The following is a 22044-nucleotide window of genomic DNA, read 5'->3' on the forward strand; positions in this document are numbered from 1 at the left end:
CCTGTGCCGGAGGGCGGCGCGGGCCGGGGTGCCGGTGCTAGCGTCCCCCGCATGGGTGACGCGGCGGGGGCCCGGGGGCCCGGCGGGGCGGAGGGCGATCCGCAGCGGTGGGCGCAGGGTTGGCGGCGGGGTGTCCTGGCCGCCGGCATGCTCGTCTACCCCGGCGTGGCGGCCTCCGGGGTCGCCCGGTACACGAGCGGTACCGCGGCCGCACTGGGCTACGCCATGGTGGCCGTCTTCTGCGCCGCCTATGTCCTGGCCGGGGTCTCGTTCGCGCGGCGGCACCTCGCGCGGCTGCGGGTGCTGATGGTCGTCATGGCTGTGCTGTTCGCAGCCGAAGTCCCGGTCGCCCGCAACTTCGCCTTCTACCTGGGCGCGGTGGTGGTCTCCTTCGCCGCGATGGTGCACCGGCGGCACATGGTGCCGATCGTGGCCGCAGGCGCGGGAGCGGCACTGGTCGTGCCCTGGGCGGTCCGGCCCTGGCAGCTCGGCCTGGGCTGGACGGAGGCCGTGATGACCGTCTTCACCGCCCTGGCCGTGTTCGGGTTCTCCGAGATCGTGACGGCCAACCGAGCGCTGCTGGACGCGCGCGCCGAGGTGGCCCGGCTGGCGTCCGACGCCGAACGCAACCGGATCGCCCGCGATCTGCACGATCTGCTGGGCCACTCGCTCACCGTGATCGCCGTCAAGAGCGGCCTGGCCCGCAGACTCGCCGAGAAGGACTCGCCACGGGCGGTCGAGGAGATCACCGCCGTCGAGGTGCTCTCCCGGCAGGCGCTCGCCGACGTGAGGGCGGCCGTCTCCGGCTACCGCGAGGTGACGCTGGCCGGCGAACTCGCCCACGCCCGTGAGCTGTTGCGTGCGGCCGGCGTCGTGGCCGACCTTCCGACCACCACCGAGGCCGTGGCCCCCGCCCAGCAGGAGCTGTTCGGCTGGATACTGCGCGAGGGCGTCACCAATGTGGTCCGGCACGCCCGGGCGTCGCGCTGCACGGTGCGCCTGTCGGCGTCGTCCGTCGAGGTCGTCGACGACGGTACCGGGGCCGCGGCTCCGCGCGGCAACGGCCTGTCCGGACTGACCGAGCGGGTGGCCACCGCGGGCGGCACGGTGGAGGCGGGCCCGGCCCTCCCACGCGGCTGGCGGCTGCGCGTCACTCTCGGCGGGGACCGGCCCCGCGGACCGCTCACGACCCCGGAGGACGCCGCGGCATGACGATCCGCCTGCTGCTCGCCGACGACCAGGAGCTCATCCGCAGCGCCCTGTCCGCGCTGCTGGACCTGGAGGAGGACTTCGAGGTCGTCGCCACCGTCGGCCGGGGCGACCAGGTGGTCGGGGCCGCCCTCGCCCACCGCCCCGATGTGGCGCTGCTGGACATCGAGATGCCGGGTCTGGACGGACTGGCCGCCGCGGCGGTGCTGGCCGAGCAGCTGCCCGAGTGCCGTGTGGTCGTCCTGACCACATTCGGGCGCGCCGGCTACCTGCGCCGAGCGATGACGGCGGGCGCGGTGGGCTTTGTCGTCAAGGACACCTCGCCGGAGGCGCTGGCGGACGCCGTCCGGCGGGTGATGCGCGGCGAGCGCGTGGTCGACCCGGCCCTGGCGGCGGCGACGCTGGCCGCGGGTGACTCCCCGCTGACCGGGCGGGAGCGCGATGTGCTGAACGCGGCCCGCTCCGGGGCGTCCGTGGCGGAGATCGCCGCGACGCTGTATCTGTCCGAGGGCACGGTGCGGAACTATCTGTCGGGAGCGATCACCAAGACGGCGGCGCGCAACCGGACGGAGGCTGTGCGCATCGCCGACGACCGCGGCTGGCTGTGAGCGGCGGCGGGCTGCGGGCGTCTGCTGTCCCCCTGGCTTCGCGTGGACCTTTCCCGTACCGCATTCGTGGGTCCTCGGCGACGGCACGGAACTCTCCCGGGACCGGTTCGAGTACCCGGACCGTCGCTTGGGCCGACTCAGGCGCGGGCACGGGGCGGCCCCCCTCGCCGAAGAGGGCGCCAACCTGGCGATGTTCGACGGCGCCGAGCTGGGCCAGGCCGTTGCCGCCCACCCGGGGGACATCGAGGCCGACCTCGCGGCGTACGAGGAAACCGTTTTCCCGCGCAGCGCAGCGTCCGCCGCCGAGTCCGCCGCCAGCCTGGACACCATGTTCGGCGAGCAGGGCCTGGAGCAGATGATCGGCTTCTTCACCCACGGCCCGGCAGGCGAGTGACGGCCGCCGTCGCCCGCTGGGACGGCTCGCCCGACGGCTGCCCGGCGGGGATGTCCGCGGGCCGGGTCAGCGGACCGCGGCGCAGCAGAGCGCCGCAGACGACGGCTCCGGCCGCGTAGATGCCGGCGCACCACCAGAACACCGTGGTGTAGCTGTGGATCGCCGCGGCCTGGGCCAGCTGCGGTGTCGGCCGTCCGTGCAGATGGCCGGCGAGGTAGTCGGTGGTGGCACCGGCCGCGATGGTGTTCAGCAGTGCGGTGCCGATCGAGCCGCCGAGCTGCTGCCCGGTGTTGATGCTCGCCGAGGCCACCCCGGCGTCCTGCGGGGCCACGCCGAAGGTCCCGGTGGCGGCCACCATGCCGAAGACAAAGCCGTTGCCGGCGCCGGTCACCATGAGCGGTCCGAGCAGTGCCGACGCATAGTCCGAGTGCGCGCCGATCCTCGTCAGCCAGACCATACCGGCCGCGTTGAGCACCATGCCGGCGATGACCAGCGGCTTGGGGCCGAACCTGGGCAGCAGCCTGGTGTTGCCCAGGCCGGCCATGACGCCGCTGAGCGCCACCGTCGGCACCATGGCGAGGCCCGAGCGGACCGCCGAGTACCCCAGGGTCACCTGCATGTAGTAGACGAGGAACAGGAAGACCCCGAAGGTGGCGGCCCCGAGGACCAGGACGGTGAGGTAGGCGCCGCCGCGGTTGCGGTCGAGTACGACGCGGGGCGGCAGCAGCGGCTGCGCCGCGCGGGCCTGCCGGACAGCGAAGGCGATCAGCAGCGCGACACCGGCCGCGAGGAAGCCCCAGGTCGCGGGCGTATGCCAACTGTGCGACGCGGCCCGGGAGAAGCCGAAGACCAGGCAGAGCATCCCGCCGGACACCGCCAGCACACCCGGGATGTCCAGCCGGCCGCCCGGCGTCCGCTGCTGCCTGCCCACCAGCAGCAGGCCTCCGGTGATGGCGACCGCGGCGAAGACACTGTTGATATACATGCACCAGCGCCAGGACAGATAGGTGGTCAGCGCACCGCCGAGCAGCAGCCCCAGGCCCCCTCCGGCGGCTGCGACCGCGCCGTAGATGCCGAACGCCCTGGCCCGCTCCTTGGGGTCCTTGAAGGTCGTGGCCAGCAGCGACAGGGCGGACGGCGCCAGCAGGGCACCGAAGACCCCCTGGCAGGCGCGGGCCGTCACCAGCATCGAGAAGTTGACCGCGGCGCCGCCGACGGCGGAGGCGGCCGCGAAGCCGACGAGCCCGGTGAGGAAGGTCGTCTTGCGGCCGATCAGGTCGGCCAGCCGCCCGAAGAACAGCAGCAGGCTGCCGAAGGAGAGTGCGTACGCGGTCACGACCCACTGCCTGTCGGCGGTCGTGAACGCGAGCGCGCGCTGCGCCGACGGCAGCGCGAGGTTCATGACGGTCAGGTCGAGGACGACCATGAGCTGGGCGGCGGCGATGACGGCGAGGATCAGCCACCGTCTCGGATCCGCGGCCGCCGTTTCGGCCGGCTCCGGGCCCGGCCCGGCCGCGAGGGCTGTGCTCTGTGCTGCCATGGTGATCTCCTTGTCACATCGAACGGATCGGGTGTCCAGGGCTGTCACGTGCGGTGATGGCGTTGCTGGGCTTCACTGACGTGCGGGGCGGCGGGTGCGTATGAGGAGTCCCACGGCACGCCCCGCCGTCGGGTCCGCTCGTGTGCTGCTCCGCGCGGGGTTCTGACGACCACAGGACGTCGGGGCCCCGATCCCTGTGACAGTGCGGCCATGTGACGTGGGCCACCTGTCGGAGTGTCACAAAGCAGTGGGCAACGGCGTCTTGTGCGTGTGACAGTGCTGAGGGCGAACAGGCAGGAGCCGGGCATGAGCGAGCGCAGCGGACTGGCTACGGACACGGCGGAGCCGTTCGATCGTGCCGACCGCGCGGACTCCATGAGTTCCGTGGACGCCGCCACCGAGGCATTCGTCGCCCACCGCAACCTGCTGTTCACCGTCGCTTACGAGATGCTCGGCTCGGCTACCGACGCCGAGGACGTCCTGCAGGAGACGTGGCTGCGATGGGTGGGCGTCGACTTCGATTCCGTACGGGAGCAGCGTGCCTATCTGGTGCGGATCGTCACCCGGCAGGCGCTGGACCGGCTGCGTGCGCTCGGTCGGCGCAAGGAGTCCTATGTGGGGCCGTGGTTGCCCGAGCCGTTGCTGACCGCGCCTGATGTGGCCGAGGACGTCGAGTTGGCCGAGAGCGTCTCGATGGCGATGCTGCTGGTGCTGGAGACACTCGCACCGATCGAGCGGGCGGTGTTTGTGCTGCGCGAGGTGTTCGACCTGGACTACGGCGAGATCGCCGAAGCCGTCGGCAAGGCCCCCACCGCCGTCCGCCAGATCGCCCACCGGGCACGGAGGCACGTTGCCGCCCGCCGACCACGCGGCACCGCCTCCCCGGCCGAGACCCGCGCCGTACTCCAGGCCTTCCAACAGGCGGTCGAGACCGGCGACCTGCAGCGCCTGCTCGACATCCTCGCCCCGGACGTCGTCGCCCTGGGCGACGGCGGCGGAGTCAAGCAAGCCCTGCTGCGACCCGTCGTGGGGGCCGGCAAGGTGGCCCGTCTGCTGGCCGGCGGCTGGTACAGGCGCCACAGTGAGAGGTCGGTCGAGCCGGTGGAGCTCAACGGCAGCCCGGCGCTGCTCATCCGGCTCGACGGGGAGATCGACGGCGTGCTGGCGCTCCGGATCGAGAACGGCCGCATCAGCGGCCTCTACGGCGTGCGCAATCCGGAGAAGCTGTCCCGGGTGCAACAGGAGACCGCCGTGAGCCGCTCACTGTGACCGATCTCCCCGGTCCGGACTGCGGTCTCCGGGCTGTGGTCTGGAAACGGCACCCCAGCGCGGGCGGTCCGGTGCCACGATCCCCCCTGCTGATGACCGGGCCGAGGTCGGTGCTCCCTGAGTGCAACCGCTCCGACGCGGCGCCCGGACGTCGCCCCGAGAAGCGCGATCCCCTCGACCTGGAGAAGGGCGTCGAGGGCGGACAGGTCGGAGTCGACGGTCCGGCATCGACGGTCCGGCATCGGCTCGGGCTCGGAATTCCTCAGCGCAGCGGTGCAGTTCGGCGTCCTTGAGGACTCGCACCGTGCCGAGGCGTTGGTTCCTGCGCGCTTGACGGCAGTTCTCCGGAGCCTGGCAGGCTCCTCGGTCGCCTCGGCGACTGCCTGCGGACGCGCCGGCGGCCACGACCCGGAGCGTGGCTTCGGGCCCTCTCGCATGCCGGCCGCGTGACCGCCCATGCGGCCTGATGGTCAGTCAGTTCAGGTAGATGGCCAGGTGAGGCTTCAATGAACGCGCTGACCTGATGAATCGTCATGTGTGATGCCGGTGGTCCGGGCCGGCCGGTGGTCCGAGCGGTCGACGTTTCCGCGTTGGAAATTTTCGGCTCAAGGTAGTGCACCGCAACTTGATGACGCGCTACCTTTCCACTGCCCGCGACGGCCGCGCCACATACGACGGGTGAGGTGGCGCCGTGGACCGGGTGAAAGACACGCCTTCACGCTCGCACCGCAGAGACAAGGACTGGAGTGTCATGAACCTGCCCAGAATGTGGCGACGGTCGCCCCGCGCCACAACCACCGCGCTGACCGTGTTGGCCACCCTGGCCTCGGTCGCCCTGAGCACCGCCACCGCCACGGCCGCGGCCCCGGCCTCCGCTCCCGCGGCCCCGGCCAAGGGCGTCTCGTACCACGGCTACCACGTGCGGGTACCCGGGAACTGGCCCGTGATCGACCTGGCCGCCCACCCCGACACCTGCGTGCGGTTCGACCAGCACGCCGTCTACCTCGGGCACCCCACCGACGCCGGTCAGGCCTCCTGCCCGGCCGGACTGGTCGGCCGTTCCGACGCGCTGCTGATCGAACCGCTGGACGCGCAGAGCCGCCCATTGGTGGACCGGTACACCCGGGTCGCCCCCCACGGATCCGCCAAGGCCCCGGCCACCTCCGGCGCGGGCGCGCCGACCGGACGGATACGCGAGGCGGTTCCCGCCGCCGGAGTGCTGGTCACCTCGGTCGGAACCGACCAGGCCGCGGCCCAGACCGTGCTGGACAGCGCGACCCTGGACACGCAGGCCCAGGCGGCTCCGCTCTCCGCGACCGCGGCCGTCACCGCGGAGGCCGCCACCACCGTCGCGGCGCAGCCGGGCACCTACACCGGCCTCGGCTTCGACCCCTGCGCAGCGCCGTCCAACGCGCAGATGTCCGCCTGGTCGGCGTCCCCCTTCCACGCCATCGGCGTGTACATCAGCGGTATCAGCGCAGCCTGCGCCCAGCCCAACCTGACCTCGTCATGGGTCCAGACCCAGACCTCGGCGGGCTGGCACATCATCCCGATCCACGTGGGCCTGCAGGCGCCCTGCACCACCTTCAGCCACCGGGTGTCCGCCACTCTTTCCACTGCCGCGAGCCAGGGCCACAGCGAGGCCCAGCAGGCGATCGCCGCGGCCGCCGCACTGGGCCTGCCGACCGGCAGCGTGCTCTACAACGACATGGAGGCGTACGACCAGACCGACTCCTCGTGCAGCAACGCGGTCATGACCTTCCTCAGCGCCTGGACCGACGAACTGCACGCCAACGGCTACCTCTCCGGCGTCTACTCCTCCGCCGGATCCGGCATGGCCGACCTGGCCGGTGAGTACAGCACCGGTACGTACACGATGCCCGACCACATCTGGTTCGCCCGCTGGAACGGCCTGGCGGACACCGACGCCACGCCGTACGTCCCGGCCGCGGACTGGGCCGACCACCAGCGCATCCACCAGCTCTCCGGGGACACCGACGAGACCTGGGGCGGCGTCACCATCAACATCGACCGGGACTACCTGGACGTCGACGGCGGGCCCTTCACCGGAGTCTGCACCGCCGGCATCGACTTCTCCCTCTACTCCACGATCGCGTCCGGCGCCTCCGGCAGCCTGGTGAGCGCGGCCCAGTGCCAGCTCCAGCGCCAGGGCTACTTCTCCGGCACCGTGGACGGGGTCTTCGGCTCCTCCACCACCTCGGCCGTGCAGGCCTTCCAGAGCGCCAAGGCCCTGCCGGTCACCGGCACCGTGGACGCACACACCTGGACGGCGCTCCTCTCGGCCGGCACCAAGCCCACCCTGCAGTCCGGCGCCACCGGAGTGGACGTCATGCGGCTGCAGCGGGCACTGATCGCGGCCCGCGGCCAGACCCTGGACATCGACGGCGACTTCGGCCCGGCCACCACGACCGCGGTCAAGGCGTACCAGACCTCCCAGGGCCTCACCTCCGACGGGATCGTCGGCAACCTCACCTGGACCGCCCTGCAAGCCGGCAAGTGACCTGCGAACCATGACGAACCAAGGGAGAACCATGCCTGTGCACGGACGACTGAGCCGGATCGGCCGCACTGTCGCGGCCGGCGTCGCGGCCGGTCTGCTCGCCCTGAGCGCCACCCCGACAGCGTCGGCCGCCACCATACCGGCGCGTATCAACCTGCTCTCCAGTGACTGCCCGAGCACCGTCCAGCAGGGACAGGACAGCGGCTGCGTCACCGAACTGCAGACGCTGCTCAACGCGACCGGGGCCGCTCTGGACGTCGACGGGGACTTCGGTCCGGCCACCAACACGGCCGTCCTGGCCTACCAGTCGTCCAAGGGGCTCACCGCCGACGGACTGGTCGGCCCGGCCACCAAGGCCGCGCTCTACTACAAGGACCCGACGGTCCCGATCGACCTGCGCACCCTGAACTGCCCGGTGCAGCTGGAGGCGAGCGAGAACGACGGCTGCGTCACCGAACTGCAGAACAAGCTGCGGGCCAACGGCGCCTCCCTGACCGTCACCCACGTTCTGGACACGGCGACCACCAACGCGGTCACCGCCTACCAGAGCTCCCACGGCCTGTCGGCCACCGGGCTGGTGGACCCGCCGACCAAGGCCGCGCTCTACGGGGACCCGGCGCCGCAGCAGCCGGCCGACCTGGGTTCCGGGCGGTACGCCGCCGTGGTGAACTTCGCCCAGCAGGCCATCGGCCAGAACATCCAGTACGTCTGGGGCGGCGGCCACGAGGACGGGGCGTTCTCCTTCGGTCCGTCGATCGGCATCTGCGACGACTACACCGGCGCCATCTCGCCCTGTCCCGCGGACAAGTGGGTCGGCCTGGACTGCTCCGGTTTCACCCGCTGGCTGTACTGGCGGACGGGTGCCGGCGACATCGGGCAGACCACGCGCGACCAGGTGGTCAACCCGCGGTTCGCCAAGGTCACCGCAAGCACGGCGATCCCCGGTGACCTGATCTTCTTCGGCAGCTCCGCGGCGACCGTGCACCATGTCGGGGTCTACATCGGCAATGGATTGATGATCAATGCCCCGTTCACCGGGACATATGTCCGCCAGGACACCGTGGCCTCGCACAGCGATCTGCTCGGTTACTACCACCTGACGGCCTGACGGCCTGGCGAGGTAGATTCTCGACCTTCTGGCTCTGTCCCACTCGTCCCTGTCCGTGATTGCGTGGGGCGAGGACGAGTGGGACATCGCTACGGCACAGGCCAGGACAGAACAACCGTCATGGACAGAATTCCCTGATGGAATTCGGTGTCGGTGAACTCCGGACCCTTCTTGCGCGGTGCCCACCGGTCCTCGGGACCGGTGGGCACTTGTGCGTCCGGGACCGGCGCTGCAAGCCGGTCCCGGACGGTGATCTAGTAGGAGCTGGTGGTGTTGGAGTAGATCTGCCAGCCCGGGTCGTTGGTGCCGGTCGCGTGCGACGTCATACCGGCGTCGTACAGCATCGGCGTGTAGCAGCTGGTGCTGGTGCCGCTGTAGCAGCGGATGCCGGCGCCGTCCGTCTCGCGGTAGATGAGGGCTGAACCGCCGGCGTTGTCCTGGGTCTTCGGCGCTGCTCCCTCAATGTGCGCCCACACCGTGCGGCAGCTGGGGCTGTAGCGCAGCAGGATGGTGGCGCCGGCGCCCACATTCGCGGAGCTGACGGTGATGGCACCGTTGTTGCAGCCCGACGCCGACGGGTCCTGACCGTCGTAGGGATAGCTGCCGACGCCGGCGGAGGCTGTTCCGGAGCCGAAGAGCGTGGCCGTTGCGCAGAGCACACCGCATAAACCGAGAACGACGGCGTTCTTCCTGTTCCTCATGTGTTTCTCCGCTTTCTGTGGTTCGGATGAAGTACTGGAACCAAGCCTGTCCAATCCGCGTATTGGACAAACCCGTGGATGCCTGCTGATGCGGCCCTCGTTCCGGCTTTGCATCCGGCCGTCGACGGAAAAGGGGCATGAGCGTAAGTTCCGTGCTGAACCTGGCAGTTCGCGCGAACACGACCCGCCACTCGCATGTCCAGGAATATGCCGACGCCGGGAAAAGCGAAGCGGCCGTCGGGGCCACCTTATGATCTTGATGGAGTTTCCCGCCGAGAGGCGCATTTGGTATTGGCATATGCTCGCCGAGGTGACAGACGATGACTTGTCCGCGTTTTTCCCACTCCCGATCGTCAGCTTCTTTGCGATTTCCGGGACGGGGATTCCATGGCCCTTGAGTGCGCGGGCGAGGACAAGGGAGTCGCCCACCGACGGGGTTCCACCGTGGGTGCCCCGTCGTTGGCGGTGGCTTGGCCGACAGCGCCTCCCAGTGCACCACCGGCCCAGCCCCGGGTCGACGAAGTCGCCGTCCCCGACCACGTTGGGGCCAACGCGCCCACGAGCCGACAGGGTTCGGCCGGCGTCGCCGCGGGGCCTGGCGCGACCAGTGCCGCGGGGGGAGGTGCCCCGTCCATGCTGGTGACGGTGCCGGAACTGCGGTGGGCGACCGGCGCTGGCGCAGAGTCTCTCCCGCCACCTTCCTGACCCGCCCGGTGCCCAAGTCGCCGAGGTCGAATGCCCCGTCGGCCCTCGGGCCGACCGACCATTCACCGAGAAAGGCAGCACCCTTCGTGTGCTCCCGTCAGTACGAGATCACCCTGCCCGCCGACCACGACATGGACATCATCCGCAAACGGGTGGCCGATGGCGGCCACGTCCTCGACAGCCGCGCCGGGCTGGGACTGAAGGCGTACGTCATCCGCGAACGCGACACCGACGGCTCGGCGGCCAACCGGTAGGCCCCCTTCTGTCTGTGGAGCGACACCGGAGCGATGGCTCACTTCCTCGTCGGCGCGCCCGCGTACCTGCGCGAGAACCCCGAGGTCATCGCGTACGGACGCGGGGGACAGGTGCGTCGAGGCAGCACGATGGGGGAATTTACTAAGGCTGATTGATAAGGTAGCTTTAGTATATGCGCGATGAACTGGACCCCGAGGGGGTCGCCGCAGCCCTCCTGGCGAGTCTCGGCGTGCTGGTGCGACGGGTACGCCAAGTCCCGGTCGAAGGCGGGCTCACGATGCCCGAGCGGACCGCCCTGTCGCAGCTGGACCGCTCGGGCCCCACCACCTCCTCGGCGCTGGCCCGCGAGGTGCAGATCACCGCACAGGCCATGGGGGCCACGCTCGGTGCGCTGCGGGCCCGTGGCCTGGTCGAACGCCGCCCGGATCCGGACGACGGCAGACGCGTGGTGCTGACGGTGACCGACGCCGGTCTGCAGGCGCTGAAGAACAAGCGCAACGCGCGGACCGAACTCATCGCCGGCGCCCTGACCGGTGGCACGTTCACCCCGGCGGAGCTGGAGCAGCTCGCAGCGGCCGCGCCGCTGCTGGAGCGGCTGGCGCAGAGCATCTGATGCCGACGGAACCACGAGGAAGCGAGCTGATGACGGACGCTCCCCAGGCGCACTCCCCACGCCGCTCGGCAGGCGACGACCGGTACAAGTGGACGGCGCTGACGAACACGACCGCCGCGGTCTTCATGTCCGCGCTGGACGGCTCCATTGTGCTGATCGCCCTGCCGGCGATCTTCCGTGGAGTGCACCTGGATCCGCTGGCTCCGGGCAATATCGCCTATCTGCTGTGGATGATCATGGGGTACCGGCTGGTCCAGGCCGTGCTGGTGGTCACCGTGGGCCGGCTGGGCGACATGTACGGCCGGGTCCGGATGTACAACTCCGGGTTCGCGGTCTTCACCTTCGCCTCGATCCTGCTGTCCTTCGATCCCTTCGACGGCGGCCACGGGGCGATGTGGCTGATCGCCTGGCGACTGGTGCAGGCCGTCGGCGGATCGATACTGACGGCCAACTCGGCCGCGATCCTGACCGATGCCTTCCCCAAGGAGCAGCGCGGCTTCGCCCTGGGCATCAACCAGGTCGCCGGGCTGGGCGGGATGTTCATCGGCCTGGTCGCCGGTGGCCTGTTGTCGGCCTGGGACTGGCGGGCCGTGTTCTGGGTGAATGTCCCCGTCGGCGTGTTCTTCACGCTGTGGGCCTACCGCACCCTGCGTGAGACCGGCAGACGCGGCGGCGGCCGGATCGACTGGTGGGGCAACATCACCTTCGCGGTGGGCCTCAGCGCGGTCCTGATCGCGGTCACCTCCGGCCTGCAGCCCTACGGCGGGCACACCATGGGCTGGACCAACCCGCTGGTCGACGGGCTGATCGCCGGGGGGCTGGTCCTCCTGGCGGCATTTGTCGCCATCGAGAACCGTGTCGCCGCGCCGATGATCCAACTGAGTCTCTTCCGCCTGCGGGCCTTCACCTTCGGCAATCTGGCGGGTCTGGCCATCTCGATCGGCCGCGGCGGGATGCAGTTCGTGCTGATCATCTGGCTGCAGGGCATCTGGCTTCCATTGCACGGCTACGACTACGACGCCACGCCGCTGTGGGCGGGCATCTTCATGCTGCCGCTGACCGCGGGCTTCCTCGCCGCGGGCCCTGTCTCCGGCTATCTGTCCGACCGGCTCGGCTCCCGGGGCCTGTCCACCGGCGGCGCGCTGCTGTTCGGCGGCAGCTTTCTGGGCCTGATGCTCCTGCCGATCGACTTCAGCTACTGGATCTTCGCCGTGCTGATCGCGCTCAACGGGATCGCCAGCGGTATGTTCGCCTCCCCCAACTCCTCCTCGATCATGGGCAGCGTGCCCGCACACCTCCGCGGTGTCGCCTCCGGCATGCGTGCCACCTTCCAGAACTCCGGCACCGCCGTCTCGATCGGCGTGTTCTTCTCCCTCATGATCGCCGGACTGGCCGGCAGCCTCCCGCACACCCTCACCGCCGCACTGCAACAGCAGGGCGTACCGGACCACGTCGCCACCCAGGTCGGCAGCCTGCCCCCGGTCGCGTCCCTGTTCGCCGCCCAACTGGGCGTCAACCCGATCCAGCACCTGCTGCAGCCCACCGGCGCCCTGACCCACCTGACCGAGGCGCAGCATCAGACCCTGACCGGACACGAGTTCTTCCCGACCCTGATCTCCGGGCCCTTCCACTCCGGCCTGGTCATCGTGTTCGCCTTCGGCGCCGCCCTCGCCTTCCTGGCCGCGATCGCCTCCCTGCTGCGCGGCAGCGGCCCCGCCGCCAGGACCCCAGGGCCGCGAACGGCCGCCGCAGGCGACGCCCTCGCCCCAGCGACCGGCAGCCGGACGGGGACGCCGGCTGCTGAGACCACCTGACCGCCCGGCCCCGGCAACCAGCCGGCCTCCACAGGAGAAACAACCCCTTGGCACTCACAACGATCGACCCCACGCCCGCGCTCGTCGTGATCGACCTGCAGAAGGGCATCGTCCCGGCCGACGCCGACGCCGACGCCGACGCCGACGACCCGGTCGCCGCCGTCGTCAAGCAGGCGACCCACCTGGCCGCCGAGTTCCGGCGCCGCGGCCTGCCCGTGGTCCTGGTCAACGTCACCGGACGCGCGCCGGGGCGCACCGATGCCGGACGGTCCGGGAACAGCGCCGCCCTGCCGTCCGGCTGGGCCGACCTCATCGACGAACTCGACGTCCAGCCGACCGACCACCTGGTCACCAAGCGGCGGCGCAGCGCGTTCCACGACACCGGGCTCGACACCCTCCTGCGGGACCTGGGCGTGACCCAGGTCGTGCTCGCCGGTATCTCGACCAGCTCAGGTGTCGAGTCGACTGCGCGCTCGGCCTCCGACTACGGATACCACGTCGTCCTGGCCACCGACGCCATGACCGACCCTGACGCCGACGCCCACCGCCACAGCACCGGACGCGTCTTTCCCAAGCTCGGCGAAACCACCACCACCGCCGAATTCATCGACATGCTGGAGGCGACGCGATGACCCTGCTGGGCCGACTTCTGAAGAACCGCAGAGCGGGCGAGACCCACCTGGCGTGGAATCTGCCCAATCTGCAGGGTCCCGAGCTGCTGACCCTCACCAGCCAGGACTTCGGCGACGGTGGTGCCATACCGCTGGAGCAGTGCGCGAAGCACGTCGGCGGTGACGACATGTCCCCCCACCTGGCCTGGACCCCACCGCCCGTCGGCACCGTGCAACTCCTCCTGGTCGTCGAGGACATCGACGTCCCCATGGCGAAACCGGCCGTGCACTGCGCCGCCCTGATCGACCCGTCATGCGGGCACCTGGACGCCGGCGCCCTCAACGCGCAGCAGCCGGGAACCGGGGTGCAGCTGCTGCGGTCCACCATCGGGCGCGGATACCACGGTCCCGCGCCCATCAAGGGCCATGGGCCACACCGTTACACCTTCCAGCTGTTCGCCCTCTCCACCCCCGTGGACAGCGCCTCCGGCCCCACTCAGGCCGACCGGGCTCGGCCCCGCGCCTTCCTGCCCGCCATCACCGCACCGGTCCTCGACCGCGGCCGACTGGCCGGCACCTTCGAACGCTGACCTCGCGCCAGGCCCCGCCGCTGGCAGCTGTCCTGAACGCGCGCCCCAGCGGTACGGAGACGCTGAGGATTCACTATGAAATCCATGGTGCTGCAACAGCCGGATTCGGCGATCGCTGAGGCGATGCCTGCACGTCAGATCGGTTGGTGGGAAGCATGGTGATCATCAGTTAGAAGCTGGACGGGTGATTCCGACGGCTCGGCAGATACCGGTCGGCATGACATCGCTTCTACAGGGCCGGGACGCTTCGGCAGGGCGCGGCGGGCCTGGCCGACCCAGTGGCCGGGGGCGAAGCTGGTGGGTGCATTCCGTGGGGGCGGCGGCTCGGTCAGGCCGGTGCGTGGGCCGGTGGGTGGGGTGAAGGTGCGCTGGAGCAGCAACCAGGACGGCGCCATCGACGAGGTGCACCGGATCTGGCCGATCGCGCTGCTGCCCGGCGAACTCGCCCGGACCCTGCAGACTCCGGCCCACGGCCGGCAGACCGGCGGACCGGCAGGCCGGCGGACCGGCAGGCCGGCGGACCGGCGGAATGGTCACCCGCGACATGGTCGCCGACGCCGTCACCTGCGGCGATGAGGCGGAGGAGCAGCTGGAGACGGTGCGCGGGCCCGGTTCGACCAGGCGTACATCGGACAGATGGGCCCGGACCAGGAGGTGTTCTTCGGCTCCCTACCGGGAGCTGGTGCGACCGGTGGCAGCGGTTGGGAGCGCGGTCCGCGGGCAGGCGTCAGCGCGCGACAGGAGACGCTTCACCGCTGTATGGAAGGTAGTGATCACTATGAGTGGCGGGGACAAGGTCCGCAATATGGCCGAGAAGGCCAAGGGCAAGGCCAAGGAAGCCGCGGGCAAGGCCGTGGGCGACCGGACGACAGAGGCCGAGGGCAAGGGGACCCAGGCCAAGAGCGATCTGAAGCAGGCGGGCGAGAAACTCAAGGATGCGGCCAAGGAGTGAACCGGAAGTCCGGCATCAGCTGATCGGGCCGTAGTCGGCCGTCCCGTCTTCAGGGTCCCTCGGCGCCTGCGCGCCGCAGGACCCTGGCCGGAAACGGATGCCGTCCCCGTACCGCGCGAGGTCGGTGCACCTGGCAGTCCCGGTGCCCGGTCGGCGCCGGAAGCAGCCGTGCCCCGCCCCGCGCGGTGCTGGCCTCGGCCGTTGCGGCCCGGCCCCTCACACCCCGGTGACCTTGGCGTTCGCCGAGAGCTCGTAGACCAGCGTGATCGTGCGGCGGCCACCGGGCGGAAGCGGGACGGCCCAGTGCACGACGCCATCTGCGTCCAGCCCGTCGGGGGCGGGGGAGCAGTCCTCCTTGCGCAGCCGGACCTCGACGGCCGACACCTCGGAGACCGGGACCCGCTCCCGGACCACGACCACCTGTTCGGACTGCTTGCCGGGACCGGAGAACCGGGACAGGTGCAGCCGCACCGTCCGGGTCACCACCGTCCGCTGGGTGAGCCCGGTGGAGCCGCGGACCTCCTGGGCCTCCCGGACCACCCGGTAGTCGTCCGAGCTGCCGAAGGCCAGCTCGCCCAGGGCGCCGGGCGCCGTGAAGCCGAGCTCGCCGCGGCCGGTGAACCCGCTGCCGCGGACCAGGTCCACCGGGCCTGCCAGCAGCGCATGGCCCGACCCGTTGCGGAACCTCGCCACCGGGGTGACCAGCGGGGACAGTTCGGGCGAGCAGGCGTGCTCGGTGGACGCGGGTGCCGTGAAGGAAGTCAGCGGCACCCGGTGCGCCCGGCCGTCCCGGGGCACCGAGGCCGGCGCCGGCGCCTGGAGCACCCGTACCTCGCCGCCGTCGTCCACCCCCGGCAGGCCGGCCGCCGTCGACGGTCCGATGCTGCCGATCTCCTCCTCGCGCAACTCCACGTCGACGGTGCGGCGCTCCTCGGCGGAGCGCTCCCGGAGCGTCAGCCGGTCCTCGCCGAGCCGCGGCGGGTCGGTGGCCAGCGCCGACCGGGCGGTCGAGAAGGTCAGCCGCACATCCGCCCAGTCCTCCCCGGTGCGCTGCCAGACCACCGCCTCGCTCTCCAGCGTCAGCACGCCTCCGTCGAGCACCGCCCGGTAGGCGGGCCGCCACAGTGCGCACGGGACGAGGTGGACCACCCGCAGCAGGGCCGGTCCGGCGGCGGTGGCCGACACGGTCAGCTCGAGGTGGGCGGTCAGCTCGGCAGGGTCCTCCTCGGCGAGGGCCAGCGCCTCCTCGGCTCTGCCCAGCTGGTCCGTGAGCGCCGACAGCCGGGCCTGCACCCGGCGCAGCTCCTCGGCGCAGGTCTCCCGTTCGGCGTCCAGCCGGTCCAGTTCCCGGGCCCAGCGGGTGCGCTCGACCTCGCCGAGGCCGGCTCCCTCACCGATCTCGCGCAGCAGGTCGGCGGTGAGCTGGGAGAGCGCTGCGAGCCGGGCCTCCACCCGTTCGCGGTGCCTTTCCCCGCTGTGCTGCTCCTCCTCCAGGGCGTGGACGCGGTGGCGCAGCGCGGAGTCGCCCTCGTCGGGCGGCAGCGGCGCACGCGGTGTCCACGCCCGGACGATCCGGGCGTCGAGCACTCTGGCGGGCTGGTCGGTGGGGAACTCGGCGTGCAGGGTGCGGTCGACCGCCAGGGCGGTCAGCGGGCCCAGGCGCAGGCGCTGGACACCGGCGGACAGCTCCAGCACGGCGGTCCGCTCGATGTGGGCCCGGTCCTCCAGGCAGGTCACCGCGGTGACGGGCAGCGCGATCGGGTGCGAGGGGGTGGACATGACGGTCAGCTCCTCCGGTTGCCGCCGACGATGGCCTTTCCGGCCGGGATGCGGATCTCATAGCCGCCGTCGAGCTCGAGGGTGCCGTCCGCGGGCAGCTCCACCCGCCAGAGGCGGGTGCTCGGGGTGTGGGTCTCGGGTCCCTCACCGTCCTGCGGTGACATCCAGTCGGCCCGTTCCTCGATACGGACGTCCGCATCGGGGCTGACCGGGACGCGTTCGCGGACCTCGATCGTGACCGGCCGGGCCAGTCGGTTGGCCAGTTCCACATGGACCCGGTGGTCGAGCACCGTGGTGCCGTTGCGCAGCCCCGCGGAGGACTCGTGGAGCTCCGCCCGGCGGGCGACCCGGACCGCCTCGGCCGGGCCCAGGCCGACCCGGCGAGTGCCGCCGGGGGCGAGCGTCGGCAGCGCGGCGGTCAGCAGGAACCCGTCGTCCGAGGTGACCTCCACCGGGCCCGCCAGCAGAGCCTGGTCGGTGGCGTTGGAGATCACCAGGGTTGTGTACACGGTCTCCTCGACCGAGGGCACGCAGACGTACTCGGTGCGCAGACCGACCGGGATCTCGGTGACGGTGACGGTGTGCCAGGTGCCGTCCGAAGGGATGTCGGCGGGGGCCGCGGCGTCGAAGCGGTGGTCGAAGGAGCCGGCCGACTCCCGGGGGCGCACCGCGAGTCCGGGCAGCGGCAGCGCGGCCACCGCCTCCGCGCGGCGGCGGTACTCGGTGGCCACCAGGTCGTCGGAGGGGGCCGGGAAGAGCCGCCCCCGGCGGTTCCGGGGGTCCTCGGGGCCGGCCAGCACCAGGGCCGCGTAGTCGAGTTCGGCGCTGCTCGGCCGCGGCGGGCCGGCCGGGGGCACCGGCGGAGCAGCGGCGCCCGGTGCCGCGGGCGCCGGGGGAGCGCCGGCGAAGGCCGCACCCTGGGGAGCGGCACTGAGCGCGCGCGACCGGGCCACCGCCGGTGGCGCCGCGGCGTACCCCCCGGGTGCGGCGGGGGCGGGCGGGAAGGCCGCGGGTGGCGGTGGCGGTGGCGGGGCGGGTAGGACGCCGGCGCCGGCGACGGCGACGGGGATGAGGCCGCGGGGCGCCGGGCCCGGGCCTGCGGCCTCGTACCCGGTGAACAGCTCGGCGAGCCCGGCTGGGGGTTCACGCCAGCCCGACGGCGCGGGGGCCGGCTGGCGACGGCCGATGCGGAGGGAGCGGAGCTTGGGCAGCCCGGTGCGGCGATGCAGGTCGGCGGTGGAGAGGCCGATGTGTACGGCGTTCCAGTCCTCGCCGGTGCGCTGGGCGACCATGGCCCGCAGCACCAGACTTCCAGTGCCGTCGTCCTGACGGTAGCTCAGCCGATAGGCCGGGGCCCAGACCGCTCCGGGCACCCGGTACTCGAGCTCGACCTGCAGGTCCGCCTCCGCCTCCGTCTCGCCGCTGCCGGCCAGGGTCAGGACGGCGGAGAGTGCGGTCCGCACCGGATCCGACGGTGCGTCGGTGGAGGCTCGGGAGAGCCGGTCCTGGGCGATTCCGAGGGCGTGCTCGGCCAGGTGCAGTGCGTCCTCCAGTTCGGCCAGCCGGGCGTGCAGGCCGGTCAGCCGCTCGTCCACGAATTCGGCCAGATCCAGCCAGGCGTCGACCGGGGTACGCCGGTGCCCGTCCTCCCGTCTGCGCGGGGGAGCAACCGGGCGCAGGGCCGCGACCTCGCGGACCCGGTCCCGCTGCCGGTCCAGGCGTTTCCGGGCGGCGTCGTACTCGTCGCGCAGCCGCTCGACCTCGCGGTGCAGCTCGGGCAGCTCTGCGGGCTGGTACAGCTCGGCTCCGACCTCGATCCGGGCTTCGGTGACCCGCACCCCGGAGTCGTTGAGCACCCGGGCGCGGAGCGAGCCGGGGTCCAGGGTGCGGGGCAGTCCGGTCACCCGCACCCGGCCGTCCGGCGGCGCCGAGCCGCCGGCCACCCGGCGGCAGACCGCGCCCTGTGCGTAGACAACGACCGAATCCAGGACCGAGTCCCACCCCTGTGCTGCCTCCGACGCCACCTGGTCCGCCCCCTCGTGCGCTGCCGCAGATCCTCCGGAGCCCGAAGCCTAGCGCCGCATCGACCAGCCCGCTGCCGACCGCCACCGGGCCCGGAGCGCTCATGACCTCGACTGCGCTTAACGAGGCGGACAGCGCCATCGGGCTCTGCTGTCTGCGCCGCCGACGTAGCGGTACGACCGGGCGACAGGTCATCCCGGTCTGCCGGAGCAGTCGGTGACGCCCCGCCGGGCCTGCCGAGTTCTGGAGCCGGCAGGGGCTTGGAGGGCGGAGGTGGCGTGGGCGGTCCGGCCGGGCGAGGGCGACCCGTACCAGGTCCGGGATATGCAGACGTTCACCGCGTCATGGCGCCCGACACCCGCCGACCCACGTCCCCATGAATGAGGTCTTCGGCGAGTTGGGCAAGGGCAGGCGCCGCGACGGGCTCCGCCGCGTCGATGCGGACCCCGCGCCGTCCTCGCGGTGCGGCGGGTAGGCTGACGCAGCCTACGGTACCGATCTTGAAGCGATGGCGAAGGAGTGGGAGCCGATGACCGGACGCGTCGCCGTCACCGGAGGAAGCGGGAAACTGGGACGGGCCGTGGTCCGCGACCTGGTCGAGCACGGCTGGACCGTGATCAATCTCGACACCACCCCCTCGGCAGAGCCGCTCAGCGCATTCGTCCGGGTCGACCTCACCGACTACGGCCAGACCGTCGAGGCGCTGACCGCAGTGGACGACCGCCACCGCGGCCTCGACGCCGTGGTCCACCTCGCGGCGGTCCCCGCCCCCGGCCTGACCACCAACGCCGCCACATTCCGCAACAACGTCCCCGCCACCTACAACGTCTTCGCCGCCGCGCGGCAGGCGGGCATCCGCAATGTCGTCTGGGCCTCCAGCGAGACCGTACTGGGCCTGCCCTTCGAAACCCCGCCTCCCTATCTGCCCGCCGACGAGGAGTACCCGCCGCGGCCGGAGAGCACCTACTCACTCGGCAAGGTCCTCGAGGAGGAGATGGCCGCCCAGTTCTGCCGCTGGGACCCCGAGCTGAAGATGGTCGGCCTGCGCTTCTCGAATGTGATGGAGGTGGCCGACTACGCCGCCTTCCCCTCCTTCGACGCCGATCCTGAGCTCCGGCGCTGGAACCTGTGGTCGTACATCGACGCCCGCGACGGTGCCCAGGCGGTGCGCAAGTCGCTGGAGTACCAGGTCGCGGGCGTCGAGGTCTTCCTCATCGCCAGCCCGGACACGGTGATGGGCCGGTCCAGCAAGGAGCTGATCGACACCGTCTACCCGGACCTGCCGCTGCGGCGGGAGATCACCGGACACGAGAGCCTGTTCTCCATCGACAAGGCCCGTCGGCTGCTCGGCTACGCGCCCGCCCACTCCTGGCGCGACGAGGCTGTCGCCCAGCCCTGACCGAGCGATCGGCTCGCACGCGCCACGTACGGCTCTGTGAGGTTCAGGCCGTGTCTCGGTCGAGACTGACGGAGAGGGCCACGCCGCGGTGGGAACCTCCAGGCCGTGGATCCGTTGTCGGTTCCGGCCGGAGCCGCCGTTACGACGTCGCCGTTCACGGGTGACGTGACCGTACCGGGCACCCGGCGCCGTTCACCCTGGACGTCGAAGCAGGGGGACCAGTCCAGGAACCCGCGGCAGTGGTCCGTCCGGGCCGGAACGGGGAGTGGCCGGTCCGGACGGCCTGATGGCACCCAGGCCTGCGCGCTTCGGCTCCTGCCGACAGGGGGCCGCGCCCCGCACCGCTCGGCCCGGGTTGCGAGTCCACGGGCGGGTCAATAGCGTCGGAGCCGTCATCGGTGGGCAGCGTGGCACTCAGGTCCCGTTGCACCGGTCTCCGGCGCGGACTCGGATCGTACGACTGCGCGCGCCAGGGAATCCGGCATTGACGTCGGCCGCCGTCGATGAGAAATCCGGGCGTGTGTCGAGCGTTTCTCTCGGGCGGACACTGTCGCCATGAATCCATCCCGGCGGGACATGGGTGAGCGCGAGGAGACCGGTCATGTTCGGAACGAGCCCCCGGAAATCGCGGCGCACCTTTCTCTCCCTCTCGGCCGCCGTGCTGGCCGCAGGAGCGGCAGGGGCCGCCGGCAGGCCCACCGAAGTCCCGGCGGTGGAGGACGAGGCCGACGGTGTCCGTCCCTTCCGTGCAGACTTTCCGGAGCAGGACCTTGCCGACCTCCGCCGGCGTATCCGCGAGACCCGATGGCCCGACCGCGAGACCGTGCACGACCGGTCCCAGGGCGTCCGGCTGGCCACGATGCGAGAACTCGCCGCCTACTGGGCATCCGGCTACAACTGGCGGAGGACGGAAGCGAGGCTGAACTCCCTGCCTCAGTTCCTGACCCGGATCGACGGACTCGACATCCATTTCATCCATGTCCGCTCCCGCCACCCGAACGCACTGCCCATGATCCTGACCCACGGCTGGCCGGGATCCGTCCTCGAGTTCCTCAAGGTGATCGACCCGCTCACCAATCCCACGGCGCACGGGGGACGCCCTGAGGATGCCTTCCACCTCGTCATTCCCTCCATTCCGGGCTACGGCTTCTCGGAGCGCCCGCAGACGACCGGGTGGGGTCCCGACCGGATCGCACGCGCATGGGCCGTGCTGATGGAGCGTCTGGGGTACGGGCACTATGTCTCCCAGGGCGGCGACTGGGGCGCGGTGATCTCCGACCGGATGGCACTGCAGCGACCTGCCGGACTGCTCGCCATCCATGTCAACTTCCCGGCCACCGTGCCCCCGGACATCGCGAGGTCCCTCAGTTGCGGTGACCCCGCGCCGGCCGGCCTGGCCGCTGACGAGAGGGCGGCGTACGACAAACTCGCCACGTTCTACAGAACGGGTTCGGGCTACTCGGCCATGATGGTCACCCGCCCGCAGACCGTCGGGTACGGACTGTCGGACTCGCCCGTCGGGCTGGCTGCGTGGATGTACGACAAGTTCGCTGCATGGACGTACAGCGGCGGTGCTCCGGAGCGCGTCCTCACCAGGGACGAGATGCTCGACGACATCACGCTCTACTGGCTCACCGGCACCGCGGTCTCCTCCGCCCGCCTGTACTGGGAGAACAACGCCAACAACTTCAACGCGGTCTCGGTGTCCCTTCCGGCAGCAGTCACCGTCTTTCCCGGCGAGATCTACCAGGCGCCGCTGAGTTGGACCAGGCGTGCCTACCACGATCTCGTCTACTTCAACAGAGCCGACAGCGGCGGCCACTTCGCGGCTTGGGAGGTGCCCGACATCTTCACCGACGAGCTGCGGGCCGCCTTCAGGTCGCTGCGCCACTCGCCCCAGGCTCAGGCTTGGGTCCTGCCTGCCGGCAAGTCCTTGGATTGACTTGGACAGCGG

Annotated in this window: 17 protein-coding genes and 1 pseudogene; 14 read left to right on the forward strand and 4 right to left on the reverse strand. The window is 71.4% G+C overall.

Translation table 11 applies throughout. From position 1 onward, the window contains the following. Positions 1 to 51 precede the first annotated feature (51 nt). From AB0761_RS34310 to AB0761_RS34320, 3 genes are all read left to right on the forward strand, one after another. On the forward strand, positions 52 to 1212 hold the full coding sequence (locus tag AB0761_RS34310) for a sensor histidine kinase (protein ID WP_377273158.1): 1161 nt from the start codon (positions 52 to 54) through the stop codon (positions 1210 to 1212). Beyond that, positions 1209 to 1817, forward strand: coding sequence for a response regulator transcription factor (locus AB0761_RS34315; protein WP_377273159.1), 609 nt, complete (start codon positions 1209 to 1211; stop codon positions 1815 to 1817). Before AB0761_RS34310 ends, AB0761_RS34315 begins: the two co-directional genes overlap by 4 nt. A 127-nt stretch (positions 1818 to 1944) precedes the next feature. Next, the gene (locus tag AB0761_RS34320) at positions 1945 to 2211 is read left to right on the forward strand and encodes a hypothetical protein (RefSeq protein WP_377273160.1); all 267 of its coding nucleotides are present in this window, start codon (positions 1945 to 1947) and stop codon (positions 2209 to 2211) included. Here the strand turns inward: AB0761_RS34320 and AB0761_RS34325 are convergent. Next, positions 2186 to 3751: an MFS transporter gene (locus AB0761_RS34325; RefSeq protein WP_377273161.1), complete on the reverse strand. Its 1566-nt coding sequence runs from the start codon at positions 3749 to 3751 to the stop codon at positions 2186 to 2188. The two genes, AB0761_RS34320 and AB0761_RS34325, sit on opposite strands and share 26 nt — an antisense overlap. Before the next feature lie 306 nt (positions 3752 to 4057). Between AB0761_RS34325 and AB0761_RS34330 the strand changes: the two genes are divergently transcribed. The 3 genes from AB0761_RS34330 to AB0761_RS34340 all read left to right on the forward strand — a co-directional run bounded on the left by AB0761_RS34330 (position 4058) and on the right by AB0761_RS34340 (position 8649). Beyond that, on the forward strand, positions 4058 to 5020 hold the full coding sequence (locus tag AB0761_RS34330; RefSeq protein ID WP_377273162.1) for an RNA polymerase sigma-70 factor: 963 nt from the start codon (positions 4058 to 4060) through the stop codon (positions 5018 to 5020). Between the two features lie 751 nt (positions 5021 to 5771). After that, positions 5772 to 7541 carry a glycoside hydrolase domain-containing protein gene (locus AB0761_RS34335; protein ID WP_377273164.1) on the forward strand — a complete coding sequence of 590 codons (1770 nt, stop codon included), beginning with the start codon at positions 5772 to 5774 and terminating at the stop codon, positions 7539 to 7541. Between the two features lie 31 nt (positions 7542 to 7572). After that, positions 7573 to 8649: a peptidoglycan-binding protein gene (locus tag AB0761_RS34340; protein ID WP_377273165.1), complete on the forward strand. Its 1077-nt coding sequence runs from the start codon at positions 7573 to 7575 to the stop codon at positions 8647 to 8649. A gap of 254 nt (positions 8650 to 8903) precedes the next feature. Here AB0761_RS34340 and AB0761_RS34345 read toward each other — a convergent pair whose 3' ends face one another. Continuing rightward, positions 8904 to 9350: a DUF2690 domain-containing protein gene (locus AB0761_RS34345; RefSeq protein ID WP_377273166.1), complete on the reverse strand. Its 447-nt coding sequence runs from the start codon at positions 9348 to 9350 to the stop codon at positions 8904 to 8906. A 791-nt stretch (positions 9351 to 10141) separates the two neighbouring features. Here AB0761_RS34345 and AB0761_RS34350 point away from each other — a divergent pair. From AB0761_RS34350 to AB0761_RS34375, 6 genes and pseudogenes are all read left to right on the forward strand, one after another. After that, positions 10142 to 10375, forward strand: a pseudogene (locus AB0761_RS34350) (DUF4865 family protein); the annotation flags it as partial. A gap of 107 nt (positions 10376 to 10482) precedes the next feature. Then, positions 10483 to 10923: a MarR family winged helix-turn-helix transcriptional regulator gene (locus AB0761_RS34355; RefSeq protein WP_377273167.1), complete on the forward strand. Its 441-nt coding sequence runs from the start codon at positions 10483 to 10485 to the stop codon at positions 10921 to 10923. Positions 10924 to 10952: 29 nt separating this feature from the next. Further along, positions 10953 to 12737, forward strand: coding sequence for an MFS transporter (locus tag AB0761_RS34360; protein ID WP_377273168.1), 1785 nt, complete (start codon positions 10953 to 10955; stop codon positions 12735 to 12737). Positions 12738 to 12784: 47 nt separating this feature from the next. Beyond that, positions 12785 to 13369, forward strand: coding sequence for a cysteine hydrolase (locus AB0761_RS34365; protein WP_377273169.1), 585 nt, complete (start codon positions 12785 to 12787; stop codon positions 13367 to 13369). Continuing rightward, entirely contained in the window at positions 13366 to 13938 is a 573-nt protein-coding gene (locus tag AB0761_RS34370; protein WP_377273170.1) for a YbhB/YbcL family Raf kinase inhibitor-like protein, read from the forward strand. Before AB0761_RS34365 ends, AB0761_RS34370 begins: the two co-directional genes overlap by 4 nt. A gap of 778 nt (positions 13939 to 14716) precedes the next feature. Beyond that, entirely contained in the window at positions 14717 to 14890 is a 174-nt protein-coding gene (locus AB0761_RS34375; RefSeq protein ID WP_377273171.1) for a CsbD family protein, read from the forward strand. A gap of 216 nt (positions 14891 to 15106) precedes the next feature. Here AB0761_RS34375 and AB0761_RS34380 read toward each other — a convergent pair whose 3' ends face one another. Both AB0761_RS34380 and AB0761_RS34385 read right to left on the reverse strand, forming a co-directional pair. After that, positions 15107 to 16669 carry a mucoidy inhibitor MuiA family protein gene (locus tag AB0761_RS34380; protein WP_377273172.1) on the reverse strand — a complete coding sequence of 521 codons (1563 nt, stop codon included), beginning with the start codon at positions 16667 to 16669 and terminating at the stop codon, positions 15107 to 15109. A 5-nt stretch (positions 16670 to 16674) separates the two neighbouring features. Next, positions 16675 to 18693 (reverse strand): DUF4139 domain-containing protein, encoded by a 2019-nt coding sequence (locus AB0761_RS34385; protein WP_377273173.1) that lies wholly within the window; start codon positions 18691 to 18693, stop codon positions 16675 to 16677. Positions 18694 to 19220: 527 nt separating this feature from the next. Between AB0761_RS34385 and AB0761_RS34390 the strand changes: the two genes are divergently transcribed. Both AB0761_RS34390 and AB0761_RS34395 read left to right on the forward strand, forming a co-directional pair. Continuing rightward, positions 19221 to 20090 (forward strand): NAD-dependent epimerase/dehydratase family protein, encoded by an 870-nt coding sequence (locus AB0761_RS34390; RefSeq protein WP_377273174.1) that lies wholly within the window; start codon positions 19221 to 19223, stop codon positions 20088 to 20090. Between the two features lie 601 nt (positions 20091 to 20691). After that, positions 20692 to 22032 carry an epoxide hydrolase family protein gene (locus AB0761_RS34395; protein WP_377273175.1) on the forward strand — a complete coding sequence of 447 codons (1341 nt, stop codon included), beginning with the start codon at positions 20692 to 20694 and terminating at the stop codon, positions 22030 to 22032. Positions 22033 to 22044: the final 12 nt, after the last annotated feature.

It is taken from the genome of Peterkaempfera podocarpi (assembly GCF_042466665.1).
Taxonomy (GTDB): Bacteria; Actinomycetota; Actinomycetes; order Streptomycetales; family Streptomycetaceae; genus Peterkaempfera; species Peterkaempfera podocarpi.